The following is a 22,441-nucleotide window of genomic DNA, read 5'->3' on the forward strand; positions in this document are numbered from 1 at the left end:
TCCTCCCTCGGGTGTACGGCGGGAATGCCGTCACCCTCCGGCCGTGCGCCCGCGCCGACCAGCCACTGCCGTCCGGATCGGCGGAAAGTTCCACCGGCCCCGCCCCCGGCACCGAAATGCTCCAGTCAGACCGGTGCCAGAGCCGCCACCGCCTTGCCCTTCGCCGTGCCCGCCACTCCCGCCAGCAGCCCGCTGACCGCCGGGGACCACGGTCGGCCCGCCGGCCCGGTGAGCGTGAGCGTGCGGTGGACGGAGGGCCGGATCGGGATCAGCACGCAGCCGGCCGGGAGCATGGTCACCGCCAGCGCGGGGATCACCGAGACCCCGACGCCGGCGTTCACCATGCCGATCAGGGTGTTGAGGTCCCGGATCCGGTGCCGGGGTGCGAAGCGGGCGCCGGCCCGCCGGTACGCCTCCCGGATGTGGCGCTCGCAGCCGCCTTCGGAGAGCAGGAAGTCGTCGTCCGCCAACTCGGCGACGTGGACGGTCTCCTGCCCGGCGAGCGGGTGGTCGCGGCGCAGCAGCGCGTGCATCGAGTCCGCGCCGAGGATGACCGCCCCGGGCTGCGGCGGCCCGGCGTCGACCAGGACGGCGGCGTCGACCGTCCCGGCCTCCAGCCAGGTGGCCAGCTCGATGTCCTCGCCCTCGAAGACCCGGACGGTGACCTCGGGGTAGGCGGCCTTCCAGTCCCTCAGCAACCCGGGCAGCAGTCCCTGGCAGACGGTGGTCGGCGCGGCCAGCCGGACCGTGCCGGTCAGCCCGCCGGTGTGCCGGGTGGCGACGGTGCGCACGGCGGCGACGGAGGTGACGGCCGTCCGGGCGTGCGGCAGGACCTCCCGGCCGAGCGGGGTCGGCCGGCACGGGGTGCCGCGCATCAGGACGGGAGCGCCCAGGGCCCGCTCCAGCGCGCCGACGGCGTGCGAGACGGCGGACTGGCTGATGCCCAGTTCGTCGGCGGCCGCGCCGAAGCTGCCGGTGTCCGCGACCGCGACCAGGGCCCGGAGCTGTGCCAGGTTGACCTCCGTGGTCATCGGACGGCCTGGGGCGTGTGACCTGGGGTCATGAGACTTCCTCATCCACGTAGGACTGCCACTTGTTGGACTCATGCTCGGGCGGCGGCACATCCTCTGTCCAGCAGGGAACACCGGAGGAATGCGGGGGTGGTTGCGGTGCGACGCTGGCTGCCGGGTTTTGCGGCACTGTCGGCGATCTGGGGTGCGAGCTTCGCCCTGATCAAGGTGGCGGTCGACGCGGGCGTGCCCCCGGTCTGGGTGGCGCTGTGGCGGTGTCTGTTCGGCGCGCTCACGCTGGCCGCCGTCCTGGTGCTGCGCGGTGAGCGGATGCCGCGCGACCGCGCGCTGTGGGGGCACTCGGCGGTGGTCGCGGTGCTGCTCAACACCGTGCCGTTCATCCTGTTCCCGTACGGCGAGACCAGGATCAGCTCGGTGCTCGCCGGGGTGATGAACGCGACCACCCCGCTGTTCACCCTCGTCTTCTCGGTGCTCACCGTCCCCGAGGAGCGCCGCCCGGGCGCCCGCCGGCTCACCGGCCTCGCCCTGGGGTTCCTCGGGGTGCTCACCGTGCTCGGGGTCTGGCGCGGCATCGGCTCGGGCGAAGCGGCCGGGGGCCTCGCCTGTCTGGCCGCCGCCTGCTGCTACGGCGCGGGCTTCGCCTACCTGCGGCGCTTCCTGTCCGGTCGGCCGGAGTCGGTGACCACCCTCTCCACGCTGCAGATCGGCTGCGCCACGGCCGAGTTGGCCGTCATCGCCCCGCTCGCCGCGGGCGCCCCGCAGTGGCCCGGGGCCGGCCCGGCCGTCGCCCTGGTGGCGTTCGGCGTGCTCGGCACCGGCCTGGCGTACCTGCTCAACCTCGGCCTGGTCCGGACCGCGGGCACCACGGTGACCTCGGCCGTCACCTACGTGATGCCGCTGTGGTCCACCGCGATCGGCGCGCTGTTCCTCGCGGAGCCGGTCGGCTGGAACGCCCTCGTGGGCGGGGCCCTGGTGATCGCGGCCGTGGCGCTGGCCCGCCCCCGCCCCCGGCCCGTGACCGGCGCGGCGGACCAGGGCCCGAAGCAGCGCCAGCCCGTCCGATAGGGCGCGCGCCGCCCCGGCGACGGCACGGACGAAGAGTTCACGCATGGGGATCTCCCTCCCGAACGGCCCCTCCGGGACAAGCCGGTGGGAACCGGGCTGATCGGACAGGGGGATTCGTACCCGATCTGACGTTCGGTGTCCACTGAATTACGGAATGTCCGCGGGTCCCGCTAGGGTGGCGGCGTGGTGAGGTCGTGGGATGCGGCGGTGGAGCGGGCGCAGGACCGGCTGGCGGTCGGTCCGCGGCTGCGCGCGGCCGCCGAGGAGGACGAACGGCGGTTCGCGCTGTGGGACTTGGCGTCCCTGGTGGAGGGCGAGCTCGGGGAGCTGGTGGACCCGGACGGCCTGGCGCCGCCGGTCGAGCGCGGCTGGCGCGAGCGGCTGGGCGAGAGCGGGCGGGAGTGGCCGGGCGGGGAGCTGTACCGCCGCCGGTACTGGATCCAGGACGACGACGGCACCGTCGCGGGCACTGTCGCGGTGGACAACTGGACCAAGGGCCCGGGCCAACTCGCCGTCTCCTCCCTCTACCTCGGCCCGGCCGCGCGCGGCCGCGGGCTGGCCGCCGCCGCGCTGGACGAGGTGTACGCGGCGGCCACCGCCGAGGGCCTGCCCGGGTTCCGGCTGGAGGCGCACTGGACGTGGCAGTCGGCCGTCCGCTACCACCTGCGCCGGGGGTTGTGGGTGGTCGGCTGGAAGCGCTCGCTCTCGCTCGCGCGGATGCCCCAACTCCCCTCCTACCGGGTGCGCGAGGAGGACGGGCGCCTGCTCCTGCTGGTCGCCGACCGGCTGCGCGGCTGGGTGCCGATACTGACGGCCGGCCGGGAGGGGCGCTGGCTGCGGCTGGACGAGACGGCGGACTACCGGGGCACCGACGGCTGGGTGCACGAGTACGCCCGCTCGACGCTGGCCCTACACCTGGCGCTCGCGGGCTTCCCGATGGTGCGCGGCCCGCAGTGGTGGGCGGAGGCGTGGCGCTGGGCCGACGCCGGGGAGCCGGAAGGACTGGCCTACCGGATCGAGGAGTTCGAACGGGCCGCCCGTCGGCCGGTGTCCTCCCCCTACCGTCCGGCGCCGGTCCCCGCCCCGCAGGTCCCGGAACGGAGGGCGGAACACGGCCCGGAACACGGCCCGGAGCAAGGTCCTGGGCGGAGTCCGGCGCAGGGGTCGCCGCAGGAGGGGCGGGAGCGGGGTCCGGCGCGGGCCGGGCTACCCGGCCCCGTGCGGGCCGCGGCGCCGTCGCCGCAGCTGGCAGACTCGGGGGATGGCTGAGATCGAGATCGACGGCGCCCCCGCCGACCCGGCGCGGCTGGCCGCGTTGGGGCTGCTCAACTACGGGCACTTCACCACGTTGCGCGCCGAGGCGGGCCGGGTCCGCGGTCTGACGCTGCACCTGGACCGGCTGGTCCGGGACTGCCGCGTGCTGTTCGCCGCCGAGCTGGACCGGGCGGTGGTGCGCGAGCGGATCCGCGCGGTGCTGCCCGTCGACGGCGCCCCGGTGATCGTCCGGGTCACGGTGTACGACCCGGCGCTCGGTCTGGAGCGCCCCGCCGCTCCCGCCGCGCCCACCCTGCTGGTCACCACCCGGCCGGCCGCCGCGGCCGAGCCCGCCCCGCTGCGGGCACGGACCGCCGTGTACCGGCGGGAGCTGCCGGAGGTGAAGCACGTCGGCCTGTTCGGTCTGGTCCACCACCGCAGGCAGGCGCAACTCGCGGGCTACGACGACGTGTTGCTGGTCGACCCGGACGGCCGGGTGACCGAGGGCGCGACCTGGAACGTCGGCTTCCTGGACGACGACAAGCTGGTCTGGCCGCAGGGCCCGAGCCTGCCCGGTGTCACCCAGGCCCTGCTGTCCGGGGCCTACCGGGGCCCGCAGACCCGCGAGCCGCTGCCCGTCGCCGACTTGGGGCGCTTCCGCGCCGCCTTCGCGGTGAACGCGGGGGTCGGGGTCCGTCCGTTGGCCGCCGTCGACGGCACCGTCCTCGACCCCGCCCACCCGGCGCTCGCCGGGCTGCGCGCGGCCTACCTCGGGATCGCCGCCGATCCGGTGTAGGGATAACCCCACCCCCGGTCCGCCGGTGACCTCCATGGCCGGGTCCGTCCGTAGTTCCTAGCGTTGAGCGCGTTGACGACGAGCGACGCAGAACCGAAGGAAGGCCCCTCCATGGCACGCCGCCACCTCCGCCGCAGCACCGACGAGCGCGGGACCGACGAGCGCGGGACCGAGCCGTACGCCGCCGACGCGTACGGAGGCGCCCTACCCGCCGCCGAGCCGAACGGCGGTGCCCCGTACGGTGCGCCGCAGGGGGCCCCGGCGATCGAACTGCGCGGGGTGCGCCGCAGCTACGGGCGCGGCGAGGCGGCGGTGCAGGCGCTGCGCGGGATCGACCTGGCGCTCGCCCGCGGCACCTTCACCGCCGTCATGGGCCCCTCCGGCTCCGGCAAGTCGACCTTCCTGCAGTGCGCGGCGGGCCTGGACCGCCCGGACGCGGGGGAGATCCGGCTCGGCGGCCAGGAGATCACCGCGCTCAGCGAGAACCGGCTCACCGAACTGCGCCGCAGCCGGATCGGCTTCGTCTTCCAGTCCTTCAACCTGCTGCCCTCGCTGAGCGTCGAGCAGAACGTCCTGCTCCCTCAGCGGCTCGCCGGGCAGCGCCAGGACCGCGGCCGCGCCCGGGACCTGCTGGAGCGCGTCGGCCTCGGGCAGCACGCCCGGCGCCGGCCCGGCCAGCTCTCGGGCGGCCAGCAGCAGCGGGTCGCGATCGCCCGCGCACTGATCACCCGCCCGGACGTGGTGTTCGCCGACGAGCCGACCGGCGCCCTGGACACCCGCACCGCGCACGAGGTGCTGGGCCTGCTGCGGCAGTCCGTCGACTCCCTGGGCGCGACCGTCGTGATGGTGACCCACGACCCGGTGGCCGCCTCCTTCGCCGACCGGGTGCTGTTCCTGGCCGGCGGCGCGCTCGTGGACGACCTGCCGCACCCCAGCCCGCAGGCCGTCGCCGACCGCATGGTCACGCTCACCGCCCGCCCGGTGGGAGCCGCGGCATGAGCAACGGACTCGCCCGCGCCTCGGTGCGCTTCCGCCCCGCCTCCTTCGTGGGCACCCTCGTCGCCCTCCTGCTCGGCGCCGCCGTGGTGACGGCCTGCGGTGTGCTGCTGCAGACCGGCCTGACCGCGCGCCTCGAACCCGTCCGGTACGCCTCCGCGCCCGTGGTGGTCGCGGCCGAGCAGACGGTGAAGATCCAGCGGAAGGTCGGCGAGGACACCGAGACCCAGGAGCAGACCACCCCGGAGCGGGCCCGGACCGACGCCGCGCTGGTCGGCCGGCTGGCCGCCCTGCCCGGCGTCGCGGCCGCCCGGCCGGACACCGCCTTCCCGCTCACCGCCGTCCCGCCCGCCGCCGGGAACGGGACGGCGGCCCTGACCGGGCGGGGCTACGCCGCGCTCGGCATCGCCGGCCCGGACGACCGGCTGTCCGAAGGCCGAGCACCGGGTGCGAACGAGGTGGTGCTGGACGTCGACACCGCGCGCGCCGCCCATCTCGCGCCCGGCGCGAACCTCACGCTGACGGCGCCCGGCGGTACCGTGAGCTACCGGGTCTCCGGCCTCGCCGCCGCCCAGGCGGCCGGCCCCACCGCCTGGTTCGCCGACGCCACCGCCGATCGGCTCTCCGGCCACCCCGGACGGATCGACGCCGTCGCCGTCCAGCCCCGCGAGGGCGTGACCGCTGCGGCGCTCGCCACCCAGGTCCGCCAGGCGGTCGGCGGCGAAGCGAAGGTCTTCACCGGAGACGGCCGGGGCGCGGTCGAACACCCCGCCCTCGGCGAGGCCCGGACGATCCTGATGGCCCTCGGCGGCAGCTTCGGCGGCTACGCCACCATGACCGCGGTCTTCGTGGTGATGAGCACCGTCGCCCTCGCCACCGGCCAGCGCGCCCGCGAGTTCGCCCTGCTCCGTGCCATCGGCGCCACCCCGCGCCAGATCCGCCGCACCATCGCCACCGAGGCCGTGCTGGTCGCCCCCGTCGCCGCGGCGCTCGGCATCCTGCCCGGCCTCGCCCTCGCCCGCTGGTGGTTCGGTCAACTGGCCGAACGCGGCGCCGTCCCCGCGGGTGTGCGCCTCGACGTCGGCCCGCTGCCGATGGTCGCCGCCGTTCTCACCTGCACCCTCGCCGCGCTGACCGCCGGCTTCCTGGCCGCCCGGCGGCCGTCCAAGCTGCGCGCCGGACAGGCGCTCGGCGAGGCCGCCGTCGAGGCGCCCCGACCGGGGAAGGTGCGCACCGTCCTCGGGCTGGTCTTCGCCGCCGGCGGCAGCGCGGTCGCCGCCGTCGCCGCCTCCCTGGACGGCGCCAAGGCCGCGCAGACCGCGCTCGGCGTCGTCATGTGCTTCATGCTGGCCGTCGCCCTGCTCGGTCCCTGGGTGGCCCGGGGTGCCGCGGCCGTGCTCGGAGTCCCGCTGCGGGCCGGCGGTGCGCCCGGCTCGCTGGCTGCCGACAACACCCGCGCCAACGCCCGCCGGCTGGCCTCCGCGATCACCCCGATCGTCCTGGTCACCGCCTTCTGCGGCACCCTGCTGATCCTGCAGAGCACCCTGCGCCACACCAGCGGCGAGAACGTCCGGGCCGGCGTCACCGCCGACCACGTGCTCGGGGCCACCGGCCCTGGCCTGCCCGCCGGGACCGCCGAACGGGCGGCGAAGGTGCCCGGCGTGCGGACCGCCGTCGGCGTGCTGCGGACCGGACTGGTCCTGGAGAGCGGCGGACAGCTGAGCACCGCCCCCGCGCTCGGCGTCGACGGCGACCCGGCGCGGCTGCCCGAGGTGCTCGACCTGGGCGTGCGCAGCGGCTCGCTCGCCGACCTCGGCCGGGCCGCCGACACCGTGGCCCTGAGCACCACCCTCGCCGACGCCCTGGACGCCGGGGTCGGCGACCGCGTCCCGCTGCGGCTCGGCGACGGCACCGTCGTCCGACCGCAGGTGGTCGCCGTGTACGAGCGCGGGCTCGGCGTCGGCCAGGCGGTGCTGCCCCGGGCGGCCGTCGCCGCGCACGTCACCAGCGGGTACGACAGCCAGGTGCTGGTCGCCGACGCGCCGGGTGCCGACCGTACGGCGGTGGCCGCCGGGCTGGGCGCCCTGGCCGGGACGAGCGTGGCCGACCGGGCCGGGTTCGTCGCCCAGGCCGACAAGGAGATGGAGCTCAGCGGCTGGGCCAACACGGTGATGGCCGGCGTGCTCGGCGGGTTCGCGGCCGTCAGCGCCGCCAACACCCTGGTGATGACGGTGCTGGACCGGCGTCGCGAGGTCGCCCTGCTGCGGCTGGCGGGCACCACCCGGCGCCAGGTGCGCGGCATGATGCGCTGGGAGGCGCTGCTGGTGGCCGCGACCGGGCTGACGGTCGGCGCGGCGATCGCGTGGATCACGCTGGTGCCGGTCACCCGGGGCGTCGCCAACGCCGCCCCGTACGTGCCGCCGACGCTCGCCCTGCCGCTGGCCGCCGGAGCCGTTCTGCTCTGCCTCGGTGCGACCGGGCTGCCGGTCCGCGCCCTGCTGCGGACCCGGCCGGCGGCCCTGGGGGCGGCTCGACAGTAGGCGGGAGATGGGAGGCGGGACGGTGTGAGGTGAGCGGGGCTCATGGGGGTGGCGACGATGAGGGGAGCTCATGGCGGGGAGCATGAGAGGACCTCATGACCGACGGCCATGAAAGGAGCTCATGGCGCGCCCCATGAGAGGAGCTCATCGCCCCGCCCCATGAGAGAAGCTCATCGCGTCGGCCCCGACGTGCAGCACACGAGGGACCCCCTTGAGGACCGCTCAAGGGGGTCCCTCGTTCGGGTGACAAAGGCGGTCCGAGCAGGCGCAATGGGGTAACCGGGAGATCCAAAAGCCTTTATCGGAACTGATCGTGATGTCGGATCAGCTACGCTCTCGCCCGCCCCGCCCGACCGCCGAAGCAGAGAGAGTAGCCCGACATGAGCAGTCCACCTGTCGCCCCTGCGCCCCGCTGGCCGCTGATCCTGCTGCGCACCACCGCCACCGCGCTGGCCCTGCTGGCCCTGCTCCAGGTCATGCTGGCCGGCAGCTTCCTCAACGGCACCTACGACTCCCTGAAGGACCACGAGGGCAACGCGATGACCCTGGCCACCGTGGTGGTGCTCCAACTGGGGGCGGCCGTCGCCGTGTGGCGGCCCGGCCGGGGGCCGCTCTGGCCGCTGTGGACCACGGCCGTGCTCACCGTCGCGGTCATCGGCCAGATCGCCGCCGGCTACGCCCGGTCGATCGGCGTCCACGTCACCCTCGGCGTGCTGCTGGTCAGCGGCACCCTGTTCGGCTTGGTCGGCGCCTGGCGGCTGCCGCTGCCCGCCCGGGCCGCGCTGCCCGAGGCGGGACCGGACGGCAGCGGCCGGCTGCCGCGCCCCGGCGGGCCGCTGGAGGTGTCCAAGTGAACCGGCGCCGGTTCCTGGGCATCGGCGCCTCCGTCCTCGGCGCGGGCGCCCTGGCCGCCGTCGCCGTCCCCTCCGCCGCCAAGCTGTTCGCCGAGGGCCGCCCCGGGCGGCTGCTGAGCAGCGACCTGGACCTGCCCGAGGCGTTCCGGGTCCCGCTGCCGGTACCGGCCGTGCTGAACCCGGTGCGCACCGAAGGGGCCACCGACTACTACGAGATCACCCAGCAGGTCGCCAAGCTGGAGATCGTCCCCGGCGTGAGGACCGAGGCCTGGACGTACGGCGGCGGCTTCCCCGGCCCGACGCTGGTCACCCGTTCCGGGCGGACCGCGGTGGTCAAGCACCGCAACGAACTGCCGGTGCCCTCCGTCACCCACCTGCACGGCGGGCACACCCCGGCGGACAGCGACGGCTACCCGGTGGACCTGCTGATGCCCGTCGGATCCCCGGCGGACGCCGCCCAGGGCATGCAGGGCATGCCCGGCATGGCGGGGATGCACCACGTGGCGGGCCGCACCGTCGCCGGCGAGCGCAGCTACACCTATCCGGGCAAGCAGCGCGCCGCCACCCTCTGGTACCACGACCACCGGATGGGCTTCACCGGCCCCGGCGTCTGGCGCGGGCTGGCCGGCTTCCACCTCGTCCAGGACGACGAGGAGGGCGCCCTGCCGCTGCCGCGCGGCGAGCGCGACCTCCCGCTGATGATCGCCGACCGCTCCTTCGCCGCCGACGGCTCCTTCAAGTACCCCTCCAGCGACCCCGCGCTCGGCGAGCCCGGCGTCTCCGCCGCCTACGCCAACGGCGTGCTCGGCGACGTCATCCTGGTCAACGGCGCCCCCTGGCCCCGGCTGGACGTCGACCGCCTCCGCTACCGGCTGCGCCTGCTCAACGCCTCCAACGCCCGCCCCTACCGGCTCGAACTCGACCCGCAGCCGCCCGGCGGCGACGCGCTGGTCCAGATCGGCTCCGACGGCGGACTGCTCGCCGCCCCGGTCGCCCACGACCGGATCGAGATGGCCCCGGGCGAACGCTTCGACGTCGTGGTCGACTTCTCCCGCTACCAGCCCGGCACCCAGGTGCGCCTGGTCAACCGTTTCGGCAGCGGCCGCACGGCCGAGGTGATGCGCTTCGACGTCTCCGCGAAGCAGGTGCAGGACGACACGGCGGTACCGGACAGGCTCTCCGCCGTCGAGGCCCTGGACGCCTCCGCCGCCGTCACCACCCGCGAGTTCGCCTTCCGACGAAGCCGCGGCGACGGCTGGACCATCAACGGCGAGCCCTACCAGCCGGGCCAGAACATCGCCACCCCCGCCCTCGGGGCCGTCGAGCGCTGGCGCTTCTCGTCCGATCTGCACCACCCCGTGCACGTCCACCTCGACCACTTCCAGGTGATCGGCCGCGACGGCGGGGATCCGGGCCCGTACGACGCGGGCTGGAAGGACACCGTGGACCTCCGTCCGGCCGAGGCGGTGGAGGTGCTGGTGCGCTTCACCGACTACGCGGGGGCGTACATGCTGCACTGCCACAACCTGGAGCACGAGGACATGGCGATGATGGCGGACTTCACGGTGCAGTGACCCGCCCGAGGGCACTGTCCGAGGGCGCCGCCCGAAGGCGCCGCCCGAAGTGGCCCGTCCGGGTGAGCCGCGCGGAACGGACCCGCGGGGTCTCACTCGGACGGCCGACTGCCGGAGGGCGTGCGCTGCGCCCTCCGGCACTCGTGTCCTAGCGTCGCGGGGAGGGGCACCCGCGGTCTCCCGCGTCGCGCGGAGGCCGGGACCCGCCGACGGACGGAGCCGCCGCATGACCACCCCCGCCGAACGCCGCCGCCGCGGTCGGGCCGCGCGCGACCGCGTGTCCCGCTCCGAGCACGGCCGCTGGATCCCCGCCGCCGACCGGCCCGACCCGCTGACCGTCCTGGAACGCCAGGCGCGGGACCGGGTGGCCGCGCTGCTGCCGATCCGCTACGGGCGGATGGCCGACAGCCCCTTCACCTACCTGCGCGGTGCCGCCGCCGTGATGGCCGCCGACCTCGGCGCCGTCCCGGACACCGGTCTCACCGTCCAACTCTGCGGTGACGCACACCTGTTGAACTTCGGGGTGTACGCCTCACCGGAGCGCGCCCTGCTCTTCGACGTCAATGACTTCGACGAGACCCACCCCGGTCCCTTCGAGTGGGACGTCAAGCGCCTCGCCGCCAGCGTCGCCGTCGCCGCCCGCGACAACGGACAGGACGAGGAACGCGTGCGGCGCGCCGCCCGTACCGCCGTCGAGGGCTACGCGGCGGCGATGCGGCGACTGGCGGGCCTGGGCGAACTCGACGTCTGGTACGCCCGGGTGGACACCGAGCAGGTGCTGCCGCTGCTGCGCAAGCGCCGGCAGCGGGAGCGTGCCGCGGCCGAATTCGCGCACGCCCGGCGTCGCACCAACCTGCAGGCCTTCGGCAAGCTGACCGAGGAGCGGGACGGGCAGCGCCGGATCATCAGCGCGCCGCCGCTGATCGAGCCGCTGAAGCGGTCCGAACTACGCGACGTCGGAAAGGTGTTCAGCGACTACCGGGCCACCCTCGCCGAGGACCGCCGGGTGCTGCTGGACCGCTTCCGGTTCGTGGACGCGGCCAGCAAGGTGGTCGGCGTCGGCAGCGTCGGCACCCGGTGCTTCATCGTCCTGCTGGAGGGCCGGGACGCCGGCGATCCGCTGTTCCTGCAGCTCAAGGAGGCCGGCCGCTCGGTGCTGGAGGACCACCTGCCGCCCACCCGGGTGGGCGCCGAGGTCGCCGCCCACCACGGCGGCCGCCGGGTGGTCACCGGCCAGCACCTGATGCAGGCCGCCAGCGACATCTTCCTCGGCTGGACCACCGGCCCCGCCGGTCGCCACTTCTACGGCCGCCAACTGCGGGACATGAAGGGCTCGTTCGAGGTCGGCGAGATGCGGCCGTCCGGTCTGCGCGCCTACGCCGACCTCTGCGGCCGCACCCTCGCCCGCGCCCACGCCCGCACCGGCGACCGCCTCGCCATCGCCGGCTACCTCGGCGGCTCGGACACCTTCGCGGAGGCCCTGGCCGAGTTCGCGGTGCGCTACGCGGACCGGACGGAGGAGGACCACCGGGAGCTGACGGCGGCGATCGCGGACGGACGGATCACCGCGACCCGGGGCGTGTGAGGGCCGCCAGCTTCTCCAGCTGGTCCGACTGGTCGGACAGGTCCAGCGCTCCGAGGCGGGCCACGACGTGCCGGGCGCCGGCCGCCGCGTACCGGGCGAGGGTGGCGGCGACCTCGTCCGGGGTGCCGAGGGCGAAGGCCTGGATCTGCTCCGTCCCGGTCAGCGGCAGCCCGTAGTTGGCCCGGGTGTAGGCGTCCATGGTCCGGCGGGCGGCCCCCGTGCTGCGGTCGATCCGGACGTTGACGAAGAGGGCGGGGGTGACGGCCTCCGGCTCGCGCCCGGCATTCCGGGCCGCCTGCCGGACGGCTTCGAGCCCGGTCGTGTAGTCGGCCGGGTCCGGCGGGTACGGCAACCAGCCGTCGTACCGCCGTCCGGTGCGCTCCAAGGCCGCCGGGGTGGCGCCGCCGAGCCAGACCGGCGGGCCTTCGGGGCGGAACGGCGCGGTGGCGGGAGGGAGTTCGGCGAAGGAGTGGAACTCGCCGTGGAACTCCTTCGCACCGGCCCAGAGTGCCCGCCACAGGGCGACCGTCTCGTCCAGCCGGGCGAAGCGGCGCTCCCACGGCACCTGCGACAGCTCGTGCAGCGGGCGGCCGAAGTGTCCGGGGAAGGCGGCGCCGACGGCGACGGTCAGCCGGCCGCCGGAGAGCTGGTCCACCGAGGCCAGCGTCTGCGCGGTCTGCACCGGGCGGCGCAGGACCGGCAGCAGCGCGCCGGTGCCCAGCCGGATCCGCTCCGTCACCGGGGCGGCGGCCGCCAGCATGGTGAGCGGCTCGATCCGCGGGCTGAGCAGGGAGTCGTTGACGAACAGCGAGGAGAAGCCGAACTCCTCGCCGCGGCGGGCGAATCCGATCAGATCGCGGGCGTTGTGGGCGGCCCACTGGTCCTGGCCGGTGGGGAGGAAAACTCCGATGTCCATGACCCCGATGCTGGCCGAGGCGCGGCATGGTCTCAATTCCCCCGGGGGAATGGCGCGATGCGCGCCGGGCGGGTTGGCTGGTGCCGTGGACTTCCCCCAAGCGCTCCGCGAGCGCCGAACCAGCCGCCGCATCAGCCAGCTCGACCTCGCCACCCTGGCGGGCACCACCCAGCGGCACCTGAGCTTCATCGAATCCGGCCGCTCCGCGCCGGGCCGGGGCATGGTCGTCCGGCTCGCCGAGTCGCTGGACCTGCCGCTGCGGGAGCGCAACGAACTGCTGCTGGCGGCCGGCTACGCGCCCGTCTACCCGGAGACCCCGCTGGACGGGCCGGCGCTGGCGCCGGTGCGGGAGGCGATCGGCCACATCCTGGCCGGCCACCTCCCGTACCCGGCCCTGGTGGTGGACCGCCGGGGCGACGTGGTGGCCGCCAACGCCGCCCTGGACGTCATCACCGAGGGCGCCGACCCCCGGCTGGTCGGCCCCGGCACCAACGCCTACCGGCTCGCCCTGCACCCCGACGGCCTCGCCCCGCGCATCCTCAACTTCGCCGACTGGGCGCGCCACATCGTCGAGCGCACCCGGCACCTCGGGGATCTGCACCGGGAGTTGAGCTCCTACGTGCCCGAAGCGCCGGTGGAGGAGCAGCACTTGGGGTTCGCCGTCCCGTTGGAGCTGCGCACCTCGATCGGCGAGCTGCGCCTGATGACGACGGTCACCACCTTCGCCACCGCCGTGGACGTCACGCTCGCCGAGCTCAAGCTGGAGGCCTTCCTCCCGGCGGACGCGGCGACCGCCGGGGCCCTGCGCGAGGCGGCCGCTCAGAGCGGGAACTGGTAGTCGGCGGTGATCCGCCCGTCGGCGTCCAGGACGACGAACTCCTCGCCGTGGCCGACCGGTTCGCCGTCGGCCACGGTCACCATCTCCCAGCTGAAGCGGACGACGTCGCGCAGCCGTACGGCGTCCGGGCGGGCGCGGAAGGTGAACTCGCCGGGCGCCACGAACTCCTCGTGGGCGCGGGCGACCCGGAACTCCAACTCCTCGTAGCCGCGCGCTTCGAGGACGGGCTCCGCGAAGCCGACCCGCACGGCCGCCTCCCGGGCCTCGACGGGCGGGTGCAGCAGGTGCACCCCGCCCTCGGCCCACAGCCGCTCGATCGCCTTCCGGCGCGCCCCGGCGTCCGACTCGGTCCACAACGCGGCGTAACGGTCGGCGAGTTGCTGCGCGCTGGTGGGGGTGGTGGTGGCGGTGGTGGTCACGACGGGCTCCCTCGGGTGTTCGGCGGTCTCGGTGCGACCCATCCTCCGAGCGCCCCGGGGCCCGGACAATTCCCGCCGGGGAATGGCCGGGGCCCCTCCCGCGGTGCGCGGAACCACGCCCGGCCGCACGGCTATCCGGCTGTCCGACTGCGTCGGAACGACCGTCCGGCCTAGGGTGACGCGCAGGAGGCGGACGGGACCGGGGGGGCGATGAAGCGTCGTGAGAGGTTCGGCGGGATCCTGGCGGGCAGCGCCCTGCTGCCCCTCGTCCTGTGCGTCGTGGGGCGCCGGGAGTCGCGCAGCGGCGGGCGGTTCGCGGTGGCCGACGCCCTGGACCATCCGGTCCCGCTGCTCGGCGCGGCCGCGGTCCTGCTGCTGGTGGCGGCGCTCGTGCGCGGGCGGCGGGACCTGGTCGGCGGGGCGACGGCGGCGGTCGGGAGCGCCGGGTTGCTGTGCGCGCTGGGCGTCCTGGCGCTCCACTCGTTCTCCCGGGAGCCCTCCCAGCAGACCCGGACGAGCTCGCCGGGGCGGGCCGACCACGTCCTGGTGGTGATCCACCGTGGTCTCCCCGGGGACGAGACGGAGTCACAGAGCCGGCAGGTCCGGCTGGAGACCGGCACCGGCTGGTCGGCCCGCCGCTGGAGCGTCCTCACCATGCCCGAACGGTTCCCGGGAGAGGGGGCCTTCCGGTCGGCCGCGTGGACCGCCCCCGACCGGATCACCGTCACCACCGACACCGGCTCACGGGTCTTCACCGTGGCCCCCGACAGCGGCGAACCCACGCTCACCGAGAGCGCTGGCACCGTCCGGGGCGACTAGCCGAGGACGCCGCGGCGCTCGCCGGCCCCGGGCGGTGCGGGCGCCGCCCGCGATGTCAGTGGGGTGTGCAAGGGTGGACCCATGCTGGCGATCACGGTGATGACGAACGAGGGGGAGCCGCTCTCCCGCCCGAGCGCGGACGAGTTGGCGGGGCTGGTCCGGCGGATCGGCGCGGAGGACGACGGCTTCGTCGTCGTGGAACGGATACCGGACCTGCCGGACGTCTACATCCAGGTGTGCCACACCGACGGCGAGGACTACACGCTGGAGCACCGCGACGGTTCCGCCGACCGGCACTTCGAGGTGCGGCTGGACGGGCCCGAACCGGCGGTCGAGGCGATGACGGCGTGGGCGCGCGGCGAGGCGGGCTGGGGCGACGGCCTGGACTGGCACCCGGTCGACCTGGGCCCCGAACCGGAGCCCGTGCCGGAGCCGGAGCTGGACGCGGAGGAGCGCCAGGAGTTGGAGGAGCGGCTGCGGCTGACGCTGGCCTGCGGCTACACCGATCGCGCCCGCCTGGCGGAGGAGGCCGAGGAGTACCTGGTGTCGGACGACGGCCGTCCGCTCTCGCCCGCCCAGGCCGAGCGGCTCGCGGACCGGCTCTGGCTGGAGCGCGTCGGCGAGCAGACCGGCTGGCTCGGCGAGACCGACCCGGAGCGCCTCACCCGGGCCTTCGCCGCGCTGGAGGCGGACGGCATCACCGCCCGGGAGGACTTCACCTGCTGCCGCTCCTGCGGCCAGGCCGAGATCGGCGGGGCCGGCGCCCCCGGGGCCCGCGGTTTCGTCTACTTCCACTCCCAGTGCACCGAGTCCGCCGCCACCGGCCACGGCCTGACCCTCCTCTACGGCGGTTTCGACGGCTCGACGGCGACCACCACCGCCGTCGGCCACGAGGTGGTCGCCGCCCTCACGGCCGTCGGCCTGCCCACCGTCTGGAACGGCGACCCGTCGCACGCGATCGAAGTCCGCCCGCTGCTCTGGCGCCGCCGCCTGGGTAGCTGACCGGCCGGACTGCCGTACGCTGCCGGGTCGGTGGCGCCGCTCGACGGCGTCCGACGGCGTTCGACCGCGGTGCGTCCTCCGGGGCGTCCCGGTACGGCGGGGCGGAACGGGAGAACGTCATGCTGCAGCGGGGGTCGGTGCCGCGGAGCGACGCGCGGGAGCTGTGGCGGGCGGTGCCGAGGGTGGTGCGGCGGCGGGTGATCGCGGCCGCCCGACGGGGGCGGGCCTGGGCGTCCTCGACGGCTCCCCGGAGCACGACGCCGATCCGCTGGTCCGCCACTGGGCCCGCCGGGTGGAGGCGGCCGACCCGGTACGCGGCGGCTGAGGGAGCGGGCCCGCGGTGAGCGACGCCGTTCGCCGGGGTCGTGCGGTCCGGGGCCGCGTCGTCCGTGATCGCGTGGTCCGGGCTCGTGTTCGCCGCGGTCCGGGCGGCCGGGTGGGCAGCCGCTCGGACCGCGGCGTCGGCCTCGGCGCCGGTGTCGGCGGTTCAGGGCACCAGCAGGTGCAGGGCGTTGCGTTGCACCTCGACCTCCACCGGGAGTGGCGCGATGAACTCGCCGTCGGCGTAGGCGGTGATACCCGGGGACTCGATGCGCAGGGAGGCGGTGCGCAGGGTGGTGACCTCGGGGCGAGTGGTGTGGGTGCCCTTGAAGAGGGTGGGGAAGAAGCGGGCGATGCGCAGGCGGGGCATGGCGTCGACGAGGGTGACGTCGAGCAGGCCGTCGTCGGGCAGGGCGTCCGGGCACATGAGCATGCCGCCGCCGTAGCTGCGGGTGTTGCCGACGGCGGCCAGGGTGAGGTCGCGTTCGATGACGGTGCCGTCGGCGAGGGTGATCCGGAACGGCAGCGGGCGCAGGTTGGCGAACTCGATGAGGATGGCGAGGTTGTAGCGCATCCGTCCGCGCGGCCAGCGCAGCCGGTTGGTGCGGTCGCTGACCAGGGAGTCGAAGCCGGTGGCGAGGATGGAGCCGAACCAGCGGGCGGCGCCGTCGGGGCCGGTGACCCGGCCGAGGTCGACGGTGCGGACCCGGCCGGCGGCGATGACCTCGGCGGCGGCCTCCGGGTCCCCGAGCGGCAGGCCGTACGCACGGGCGTGGTCGTTGCCGGTGCCGGCCGGTATGACGCCGAGCGGGACGCTGCCGCCGGCGAGGGTCTGCAGGGCGAGGTTGATCATCCCGTCGCCGCCGACCACGGCGACCGCGTCCACGCCGTCCGCCGCCGCCTCGCGGGCGAGGCGGACGGCGTCCTCGGCGGAGCGTCCGGCGTGCGGTTCGACGTCGACGCCGAGGGCCCGCAGCCGGGTGACGGCCCGCTCGGCGGCGGGGCCGGAGTGGCCGGCGCCCGCCGCCGGGTTGGTGAGGACGGCGACCCTGCGGACGGTTCTCGGACCGGCCTCCCCATGAGGCGCGCTCATGGGATCAGCTTGCCGGGGTTGAGGATGCCCGCCGGGTCGAGCTCGGCCTTGACGGCGCGCAGGATGCGCACGCCGAGGTCGCCGACCTCCTCGGTCATCCAGGGGCGGTGGTCGGAGCCGACGGCGTGGTGGTGGGTGATGGTGCCGCCCGCGCCGAGGATGGCGTCCCCGGCGGCGCGCTTGGCGGCGCTCCAGCGGGTGAGCGGGTCCTCGCCGAGCGCGGCCACGACGGTGAAGTAGAGCGAGGCGCCGGTCGGGTAGACGTGCGAGATGTGGCAGAGCACGAGCGCGCCGGGCAGGGCGGCGGTCAGCGCCTCGGTGACGGCGGTGCGCAGGGCCGGCAGCCCGCTCCAGTTGGCGGCCGTCTCCAGGGTCTCGCACAGCGCGCCGGCGCCGAGCAGCGAGTCGCGCAGGTAGGGCGCGTTGAACCGGCCGTGCTCCCAGGCCCGGGCGGGGGCCTCGCCGAGCGAGGTGGCGCCGGCGGCGAGCAGCACCTCGCGGGTGGCGCGGTGCCGGGCGGCGACCTGTTCGGCGCTGCCCTCGAAGACGGTGACGGCGAGGCAGCCGGTGACCGCCGGGGCGCCGCCGATCTGCTCGGTCATGGCCAGGTTGACCATGGTCTCGGCTTCGTCGGAGAGCCGGATCACGGTCGGGCCGGTGCCCTGCTGCTCGACGGCGCGCAGCGCCGCCGTCCCGGTGGCGAAGTCGGGGAAGCTCCACGCCTCGTACGCCTTGACTGCGGGCAGCGGGTGGACGCGCAGCCGGACGGCGGTGATCACGCCGAGGGTGCCCTCGGAGCCGAGGAAGAGCTGGCGCAGGTCGGGGCCCGCGGCGGAGGCCGGGGCGCGGCCGAGGTCGAGCACGCCGGCCGGGGTGACGACCCGCAGGCCGCGCACCATCTCGTCGAAGCGCCCGTACCCGGCGGAGTCCTGGCCGGAGGAGCGGGTGGCCGCGAAGCCGCCGATGGTGGCGTAGCGGAAGCTCTGCGGGTAGTGGCCGAGCTCCCAGCCGCGCTCGGCGAGCAGCGCCTCGGCGGCCGGGCCGGTGAGGCCGGCGCCGAGGACGGCCTCGCCGGAGGTCTCGTCCAGGTCGAGCAGTGCGTCGAAGCGGCGCAGGTCGAGTGAGACGACGGCCTCGAACTCGCCGCGCTCGGGGTCGAGGCCGCCGACGACGCTGGTGCCGCCGCCGAACGGGACGACGGCGATGCGGCGTTCGGCGCAGACCGCGAGGACGGCGGCGATCTCCTGCTCGCTGCCGGGCAGCACCACGGCGTCGGGCGCGTCCTGGGCCTCGCGGCTGCGGCGGCGCAGCAGGTCCGGGGTGGACTTGCCGCCGGCGCGCGGCAGGCGGTCGGCGTCGGCGGCGCTGACGTGGGCCTCGCCGACGGCGTCGGCGAGCGCCTTGAGGCCGTCGGCCGTGATCCGGGAGGGACGCAGCACGACGTCCTCGGCGCTCGGCCCGGGGGCGGCGTCGCCGGTGACGCCGAGGGCGGCGGCGAGCAGTCCCTTGATGTCCGCGGACAGCTCCTTGGCCAGGGCCGGGTCGCCCCAGGCGTCCCACTTCATCGGGGGGAGCGGAAGAGCGGCGCCCGCCGGTCCCGCTTGCGTCTCAGGTGCCATGCGTTACAGTTTCACACATCATGTCAAGTAGTAACGCCGCCGAGTCGGCGACCCCAGCCGAGCGGCCCGGCAGCACCGGAGCCGAGCAGCCGCGCAGCACCGACGACGCGATCCTGGACGCCGCCGCCGACCTGGTCGTCCACCTCGGCGTGCGCCGCACCCAACTGGCCGAGATCGCGCGCCGCGCCGGGGTCAGCCGGCCGACCGTCTACCGCCGCTGGCCGGACGTGCGGGCGGTGATCGGCGCCCTGCTCACCCGGGAGATCCTGGCCACCCTGGAGGGCGCCTCGCTCGACGTCCAGGACCGGGAGACCTTCGTGGAGCGGGTCGTCGAGGTCTCCGTACTCCTGCGGGACCACCCGGTGCTCGGCGCACTGCTCCGCTCCGATGACTCCGACCTGCTGCTGGAGTACGTGGTCGAGCGGCTCGGCGCCAGCCAGCGCGGCCTGCTGGAAGCCCTGCGCGCCGGCATCGAGCGCGGCCAGGCCCAGGGCTCGATCCGGGCCGGGGAGCCGCTCGAACTGGCCGCCATGGTCCTGCTGATCGCCCAGTCCACCGTCCAGTCGCACCGCATGGTCGCCTCCCTGCTGCCCGAGGCGGCCTGGCGGCGCGAGCTGGCCAGAGCACTGAACGGATACCTGGCGCCATGACGACGCCCGCCGTCGGCCCCTTCGCGGGGACGAGCCGACTCAACGCCGCCCGCCGCACGCTGGAGTTCGAGGCGCTCGGCGACGACCCGCACATCGACCTGCTGGTGATCGGCGGCGGCGTCACCGGCGCCGGGGTGGCCCTGGACGCCGCCTCGCGCGGCCTGCGCACGGTGCTGGTCGAGTCCCGCGACCTGGCCTTCGGCACCAGCCGCTGGAGCTCCAAGCTGGTGCACGGCGGGCTGCGCTACCTGGCCTCCGGCCGGATCAAGGTGGCTCGGGAGAGCGCCGTCGAGCGCGGTGTGCTGATGACCCGCACCGCCCCGCACCTGATTCGCGCGCTGCCCCAACTGGTGCCGCTGCTGCCGGACTTGCTGCGCCCGGGGCAGGGGGCGCTGATCCGTGCGGGCTTCCACGCCGGGGACGCGCTGCGGATCAGCGCCGGGACGCCGGGCGAACTGCTGCCCCGGATGCGCCGGATCGACGCCGCTCGCACCCGGCGGCTGGTGCCGGCCGTGAGGACCGCCGGCCTGCGCGGCGCGCTGGTCGCGCACGACGGCCAACTCGTGGACGACGCAAGGCTGGTGGTCGCCCTGGCCCGGACCGCCGCGCAGTACGGCGCGAGCGTGCTGACCAGGGTGCGGGCCGAGGCCGTGACCGGCACCTCCGCCCGGCTGGTGGACACGCTGACCGGTCAGGGGCTGACCGTCCGGGCCGCCGCGGTGGTCAACGCCACCGGCGTCTGGGCGGGCGAGGTGGACACCTCGATCACGCTGCGGCCGAGCCGCGGCACCCATGTCCTGGTGGACGCCGGGGCGTTGGGGAATCCGAGCGCCGCCCTCACGGTGCCGGTGCCCGGCTCGACCAGCCGCTTCGTCTTCGCCCTGCCGCAGCAGCTCGGCCGGGTCGCGATCGGGCTGACCGACGAGGACGCCCCGGGCCCGATCCCGGACCAGCCGCAGCCCACCGAAGCCGAGCTGACCTTCCTCCTCGACACCGTCAACGCGGCCCTCGCCACCCCGCTGACCAGGGCGGACGTCCGTGGGGCCTACGCCGGCCTGCGCCCGCTGATCGACACCGGGGGCGGCAGCACCGCCGACATCTCGCGGGAGCACGCGGTGCTGGAGTCCCCGTCCGGGGTGGTCACCGTGGTCGGCGGCAAGCTGACCACCTACCGCCGGATGGCCGAGGACGCGGTGGACACCGCCGTCCGGCTGCGTGGGCTGCCGGCCCGGACCTGCTGGACGGCCCGGCTGCCGCTGGTCGGCGCGCCGGGGCACCGGGACAGCCGCCCCCTGCCCGCGCGGCGCGTGCCCGCCTCGCTGCTCGCCCGGCACGGCGGCGCGGCCCACGAGGTGCTGGCCGCGGGCGAGTTGACGCCGGTGGCGGAGGGCCTGGACGTGACCCGCGCCGAGATCGGGTACGCCGTCACGCACGAGGGCGCGCTGGACGCGGCCGACGTGCTCGACCGCCGCACCCGGATCGGGCTGGTCGCGCAGGACGCGGAGCGGGCGCGGAAGGCGGTCGAGGAGATCCTGGCGGAGCGTCGGGGCGCCTGAGCGCGGGCCGACCAGGGGGAGGGGGCGAGGCCCGGTTCGGCCCAGCCGGTCCGGGCCCGCTCGTCCGCGAGCGGGCCGGGACGGTGCTGGCGGGCGAGCAGCTCCTCGCCGAGCGGCTCGGGGTGCCGGGCCGCGAACGCCTCGACGTCATCGGGCTGGTCGGAGTTCCGGGGCTCCTCGGAGCTTCCGGGCTCGCCGGACATCGGAGAGCTGCGGACGGGAAATCGTGAGGTTCCCTGGCATTCCCGGGCAAACCACCGCGGGGCGGTGTCAGCGGGCCGTCTTCTCCGGCATGGGGAGCTCGGCGCCGGCGAGCTCCAGGACGCAGGAGAGCGGGTGCTCGGCCGTGCCGGTGCGGTCCAGGGTGACGGCGACCGGCCGGGGCGGTTCCTCGGCGAGCTGGGCGGCGAGGGTCAGCGGGTAGCTGCCGTGCCCGTGGACGCGGTGGAAGGCGCACTCCTTGCCGTCCACCAGCAGTTCGGTCTCGGTGATCCAGCCGGAGCGGACGTTGACGGTCACGGAGTGCCCGTCCTGGTCGACGTGGAAGCTGTACCGCTGGCGCATGGGAACCTCCCACGGGGGCGCCGAGGCCGGGGGCCGGGAAGAGGCGGCCGGGAAACCGGGAAGCCCGGAAGCCCGGAAGCCGGGAGTCGGGGAGAGGGGGCGGGGGAAAGGGGAACCGGGGAACGGGGATCCACCGTCAGTCTAGGTCGGCGGCCCCGGGTCGGCGCCCGGTCGGACCCGGGCCCGGCCGGTTCCCGTCGCAGTCCCTGAGAAGGCCCGGATGAATTCCGGGGTGGAGCCCGCCCGTGGACGGATTCTCGTGATCTCTACAGTGTTGTAGATTCGTCCTAGGGAGAGATCAGAGGAGGGCATTGTGGGAGTTTCGCTGGCCAAGGGCGGCAACGTCTCGCTGAGCAAGGAGGCGCCCGGTCTGAGCGCCGTGATCGTGGGTCTCGGTTGGGACGTGCGGACCACCACCGGGGCCGACTACGACCTGGACGCCAGCGCGCTGCTGTGCAACGCGCTCGGCAAGGTGATCTCGGACCAGCACTTCGTGTTCTTCAACAACCTTCGCAGCCCCGAGGGTTCGGTCGAGCACAGCGGTGACAACCTGACCGGTGGCGGCGACGGCGACGACGAGCAGATCAAGGTCGACCTGGACCGGGTGCCGGCCGACGTGGCCAAGGTGGTCTTCCCGGTGTCGATCTACGACGCCGACGCCCGGCTGCAGAACTTCGGCCAGGTCCGCAACGCGTTCATCCGGATCGTCAACCAGGCCAACGGCCAGGAGGTCGCGCGCTACGACCTGACCGAGGACGCCTCGACCGAGACCGCGATGGTCTTCGGCGAGCTGTACCGCAACGGGGCGGAGTGGAAGTTCCGTGCCATCGGCCAGGGTTATGCCTCCGGCCTGCGCGGCATCGCGACCGACTACGGCGTCAACGTCTGACATCCGGCGTCCGAGCCCTGGCGTCTGGCATCGGCGTCTCAGCTCTGGCGTCCGGTGTCC

Annotated in this window: 21 protein-coding genes; 15 read left to right on the top strand and 6 right to left on the bottom strand. The window is 75.3% G+C overall.

Annotated features, from left to right (window positions below; genetic code table 11):
• Positions 1–125: 125 nt before the first annotated feature.
• Positions 126–1,031, bottom strand: a complete 906-nt coding sequence (locus tag ACIRD3_RS00720) for a LysR family transcriptional regulator (RefSeq protein ID WP_402209456.1) — start codon at positions 1,029–1,031, stop codon at positions 126–128.
• Positions 1,032–1,160: 129 nt separating this feature from the next.
• Here ACIRD3_RS00720 and ACIRD3_RS00725 point away from each other — a divergent pair, with 129 nt between their 5' ends.
• From ACIRD3_RS00725 to ACIRD3_RS00760, 8 genes are all read left to right on the top strand, one after another.
• Complete coding sequence (locus ACIRD3_RS00725; protein WP_402209458.1) at positions 1,161–2,096, top strand: DMT family transporter; 936 nt, start codon at positions 1,161–1,163, stop codon at positions 2,094–2,096.
• 183 nt (positions 2,097–2,279) lie between these two features.
• Positions 2,280–3,365, top strand: coding sequence for a GNAT family N-acetyltransferase (locus ACIRD3_RS00730; protein WP_402209460.1), 1,086 nt, complete (start codon positions 2,280–2,282; stop codon positions 3,363–3,365).
• The gene (locus ACIRD3_RS00735) at positions 3,358–4,146 is read left to right on the top strand and encodes an aminotransferase class IV (protein WP_402209463.1); all 789 of its coding nucleotides are present in this window, start codon (positions 3,358–3,360) and stop codon (positions 4,144–4,146) included. The genes ACIRD3_RS00730 and ACIRD3_RS00735 overlap by 8 nt, the downstream gene beginning before the upstream one ends.
• Positions 4,147–4,257: 111 nt before the next feature.
• Positions 4,258–5,145 (top strand): ABC transporter ATP-binding protein, encoded by an 888-nt coding sequence (locus tag ACIRD3_RS00740; protein WP_402209466.1) that lies wholly within the window; start codon positions 4,258–4,260, stop codon positions 5,143–5,145.
• Positions 5,142–7,682 carry an FtsX-like permease family protein gene (locus ACIRD3_RS00745; protein ID WP_402209468.1) on the top strand — a complete coding sequence of 847 codons (2,541 nt, stop codon included), beginning with the start codon at positions 5,142–5,144 and terminating at the stop codon, positions 7,680–7,682. The genes ACIRD3_RS00740 and ACIRD3_RS00745 overlap by 4 nt, the downstream gene beginning before the upstream one ends.
• A 380-nt stretch (positions 7,683–8,062) precedes the next feature.
• Positions 8,063–8,536, top strand: coding sequence for a hypothetical protein (locus tag ACIRD3_RS00750; RefSeq protein ID WP_402209471.1), 474 nt, complete (start codon positions 8,063–8,065; stop codon positions 8,534–8,536).
• Positions 8,533–10,110 (top strand): multicopper oxidase family protein, encoded by a 1,578-nt coding sequence (locus ACIRD3_RS00755; RefSeq protein ID WP_402209474.1) that lies wholly within the window; start codon positions 8,533–8,535, stop codon positions 10,108–10,110. The genes ACIRD3_RS00750 and ACIRD3_RS00755 overlap by 4 nt, the downstream gene beginning before the upstream one ends.
• A gap of 226 nt (positions 10,111–10,336) precedes the next feature.
• Positions 10,337–11,695 (top strand): DUF2252 domain-containing protein, encoded by a 1,359-nt coding sequence (locus ACIRD3_RS00760; protein ID WP_402209477.1) that lies wholly within the window; start codon positions 10,337–10,339, stop codon positions 11,693–11,695.
• On the opposite strand, the gene ACIRD3_RS00765 is transcribed toward ACIRD3_RS00760, so the two are convergent.
• A complete protein-coding gene (locus tag ACIRD3_RS00765; protein WP_402209480.1) occupies positions 11,673–12,611 on the bottom strand; it encodes an LLM class flavin-dependent oxidoreductase in 939 nt (312 codons plus the stop codon). The genes ACIRD3_RS00760 and ACIRD3_RS00765 overlap by 23 nt on opposite strands.
• Before the next feature lie 85 nt (positions 12,612–12,696).
• Here ACIRD3_RS00765 and ACIRD3_RS00770 point away from each other — a divergent pair, with 85 nt between their 5' ends.
• Positions 12,697–13,449, top strand: a complete 753-nt coding sequence (locus ACIRD3_RS00770) for a helix-turn-helix domain-containing protein (RefSeq protein ID WP_402209482.1) — start codon at positions 12,697–12,699, stop codon at positions 13,447–13,449.
• Here the strand turns inward: ACIRD3_RS00770 and ACIRD3_RS00775 are convergent.
• A complete protein-coding gene (locus ACIRD3_RS00775) occupies positions 13,431–13,868 on the bottom strand; it encodes a hypothetical protein (RefSeq protein ID WP_402209485.1) in 438 nt (145 codons plus the stop codon). The genes ACIRD3_RS00770 and ACIRD3_RS00775 overlap by 19 nt on opposite strands.
• 210 nt (positions 13,869–14,078) lie before the next feature.
• Here ACIRD3_RS00775 and ACIRD3_RS00780 point away from each other — a divergent pair, with 210 nt between their 5' ends.
• The 3 genes from ACIRD3_RS00780 to ACIRD3_RS00790 all read left to right on the top strand — a co-directional run bounded on the left by ACIRD3_RS00780 (position 14,079) and on the right by ACIRD3_RS00790 (position 16,014).
• The gene (locus ACIRD3_RS00780) at positions 14,079–14,687 is read left to right on the top strand and encodes a hypothetical protein (protein WP_402209488.1); all 609 of its coding nucleotides are present in this window, start codon (positions 14,079–14,081) and stop codon (positions 14,685–14,687) included.
• 81 nt (positions 14,688–14,768) lie between these two features.
• Complete coding sequence (locus ACIRD3_RS00785) at positions 14,769–15,689, top strand: DUF6891 domain-containing protein (protein WP_402209490.1); 921 nt, start codon at positions 14,769–14,771, stop codon at positions 15,687–15,689.
• A 163-nt stretch (positions 15,690–15,852) separates the two neighbouring features.
• Positions 15,853–16,014 (top strand): hypothetical protein, encoded by a 162-nt coding sequence (locus ACIRD3_RS00790; protein ID WP_402209493.1) that lies wholly within the window; start codon positions 15,853–15,855, stop codon positions 16,012–16,014.
• A 162-nt stretch (positions 16,015–16,176) separates the two neighbouring features.
• Here the strand turns inward: ACIRD3_RS00790 and ACIRD3_RS00795 are convergent, their stop codons facing one another.
• The gene (locus tag ACIRD3_RS00795) at positions 16,177–17,103 is read right to left on the bottom strand and encodes a diacylglycerol kinase (protein WP_402209495.1); all 927 of its coding nucleotides are present in this window, start codon (positions 17,101–17,103) and stop codon (positions 16,177–16,179) included.
• Positions 17,100–18,668 carry an FAD-binding oxidoreductase gene (locus ACIRD3_RS00800; RefSeq protein ID WP_402209498.1) on the bottom strand — a complete coding sequence of 523 codons (1,569 nt, stop codon included), beginning with the start codon at positions 18,666–18,668 and terminating at the stop codon, positions 17,100–17,102. The genes ACIRD3_RS00795 and ACIRD3_RS00800 overlap by 4 nt, the downstream gene beginning before the upstream one ends.
• A 74-nt stretch (positions 18,669–18,742) precedes the next feature.
• Here ACIRD3_RS00800 and ACIRD3_RS00805 point away from each other — a divergent pair, with 74 nt between their 5' ends.
• Both ACIRD3_RS00805 and ACIRD3_RS00810 read left to right on the top strand, forming a co-directional pair.
• Positions 18,743–19,372: a TetR/AcrR family transcriptional regulator gene (locus ACIRD3_RS00805; protein WP_402209501.1), complete on the top strand. Its 630-nt coding sequence runs from the start codon at positions 18,743–18,745 to the stop codon at positions 19,370–19,372.
• Positions 19,369–20,928: a glycerol-3-phosphate dehydrogenase/oxidase gene (locus tag ACIRD3_RS00810; protein ID WP_402209504.1), complete on the top strand. Its 1,560-nt coding sequence runs from the start codon at positions 19,369–19,371 to the stop codon at positions 20,926–20,928. The genes ACIRD3_RS00805 and ACIRD3_RS00810 overlap by 4 nt, the downstream gene beginning before the upstream one ends.
• Positions 20,929–21,198: 270 nt before the next feature.
• Here the strand turns inward: ACIRD3_RS00810 and ACIRD3_RS00815 are convergent, their stop codons facing one another.
• Positions 21,199–21,492, bottom strand: coding sequence for a hypothetical protein (locus ACIRD3_RS00815; protein WP_402209506.1), 294 nt, complete (start codon positions 21,490–21,492; stop codon positions 21,199–21,201).
• Between the two features lie 313 nt (positions 21,493–21,805).
• Here ACIRD3_RS00815 and ACIRD3_RS00820 point away from each other — a divergent pair, with 313 nt between their 5' ends.
• Complete coding sequence (locus tag ACIRD3_RS00820) at positions 21,806–22,381, top strand: TerD family protein (protein ID WP_350519172.1); 576 nt, start codon at positions 21,806–21,808, stop codon at positions 22,379–22,381.
• Positions 22,382–22,441: the final 60 nt, after the last annotated feature.

Origin of the sequence: Kitasatospora sp. NPDC093550 (assembly GCF_044764985.1) — a bacterium.
Lineage (GTDB): Bacteria > Actinomycetota > Actinomycetes > Streptomycetales > Streptomycetaceae > Kitasatospora.

What these genes read in the sequence shown, in the direction of transcription:
- ACIRD3_RS00720 (WP_402209456.1), bottom strand. Translation starts at nt 1,031, where the DNA reads ATGACCACGGAGGTCAACCTGGCACAGCTCCGGGCCCTGGTCGCGGTC.
- ACIRD3_RS00735 (WP_402209463.1), top strand. Translation starts at nt 3,358, where the DNA reads ATGGCTGAGATCGAGATCGACGGCGCCCCCGCCGACCCGGCGCGGCTG.
- ACIRD3_RS00740 (WP_402209466.1), top strand. Translation starts at nt 4,258, where the DNA reads ATGGCACGCCGCCACCTCCGCCGCAGCACCGACGAGCGCGGGACCGAC.
- ACIRD3_RS00745 (WP_402209468.1), top strand. Translation starts at nt 5,142, where the DNA reads ATGAGCAACGGACTCGCCCGCGCCTCGGTGCGCTTCCGCCCCGCCTCC.
- ACIRD3_RS00750 (WP_402209471.1), top strand. Translation starts at nt 8,063, where the DNA reads ATGAGCAGTCCACCTGTCGCCCCTGCGCCCCGCTGGCCGCTGATCCTG.
- ACIRD3_RS00760 (WP_402209477.1), top strand. Translation starts at nt 10,337, where the DNA reads ATGACCACCCCCGCCGAACGCCGCCGCCGCGGTCGGGCCGCGCGCGAC.
- ACIRD3_RS00765 (WP_402209480.1), bottom strand. Translation starts at nt 12,611, where the DNA reads ATGGACATCGGAGTTTTCCTCCCCACCGGCCAGGACCAGTGGGCCGCC.
- ACIRD3_RS00780 (WP_402209488.1), top strand. Translation starts at nt 14,079, where the DNA reads ATGAAGCGTCGTGAGAGGTTCGGCGGGATCCTGGCGGGCAGCGCCCTG.
- ACIRD3_RS00785 (WP_402209490.1), top strand. Translation starts at nt 14,769, where the DNA reads ATGCTGGCGATCACGGTGATGACGAACGAGGGGGAGCCGCTCTCCCGC.
- ACIRD3_RS00795 (WP_402209495.1), bottom strand. Translation starts at nt 17,103, where the DNA reads ATGAGCGCGCCTCATGGGGAGGCCGGTCCGAGAACCGTCCGCAGGGTC.
- ACIRD3_RS00800 (WP_402209498.1), bottom strand. Translation starts at nt 18,668, where the DNA reads ATGAAGTGGGACGCCTGGGGCGACCCGGCCCTGGCCAAGGAGCTGTCC.
- ACIRD3_RS00805 (WP_402209501.1), top strand. Translation starts at nt 18,743, where the DNA reads ATGTCAAGTAGTAACGCCGCCGAGTCGGCGACCCCAGCCGAGCGGCCC.
- ACIRD3_RS00810 (WP_402209504.1), top strand. Translation starts at nt 19,369, where the DNA reads ATGACGACGCCCGCCGTCGGCCCCTTCGCGGGGACGAGCCGACTCAAC.
- ACIRD3_RS00815 (WP_402209506.1), bottom strand. Translation starts at nt 21,492, where the DNA reads ATGCGCCAGCGGTACAGCTTCCACGTCGACCAGGACGGGCACTCCGTG.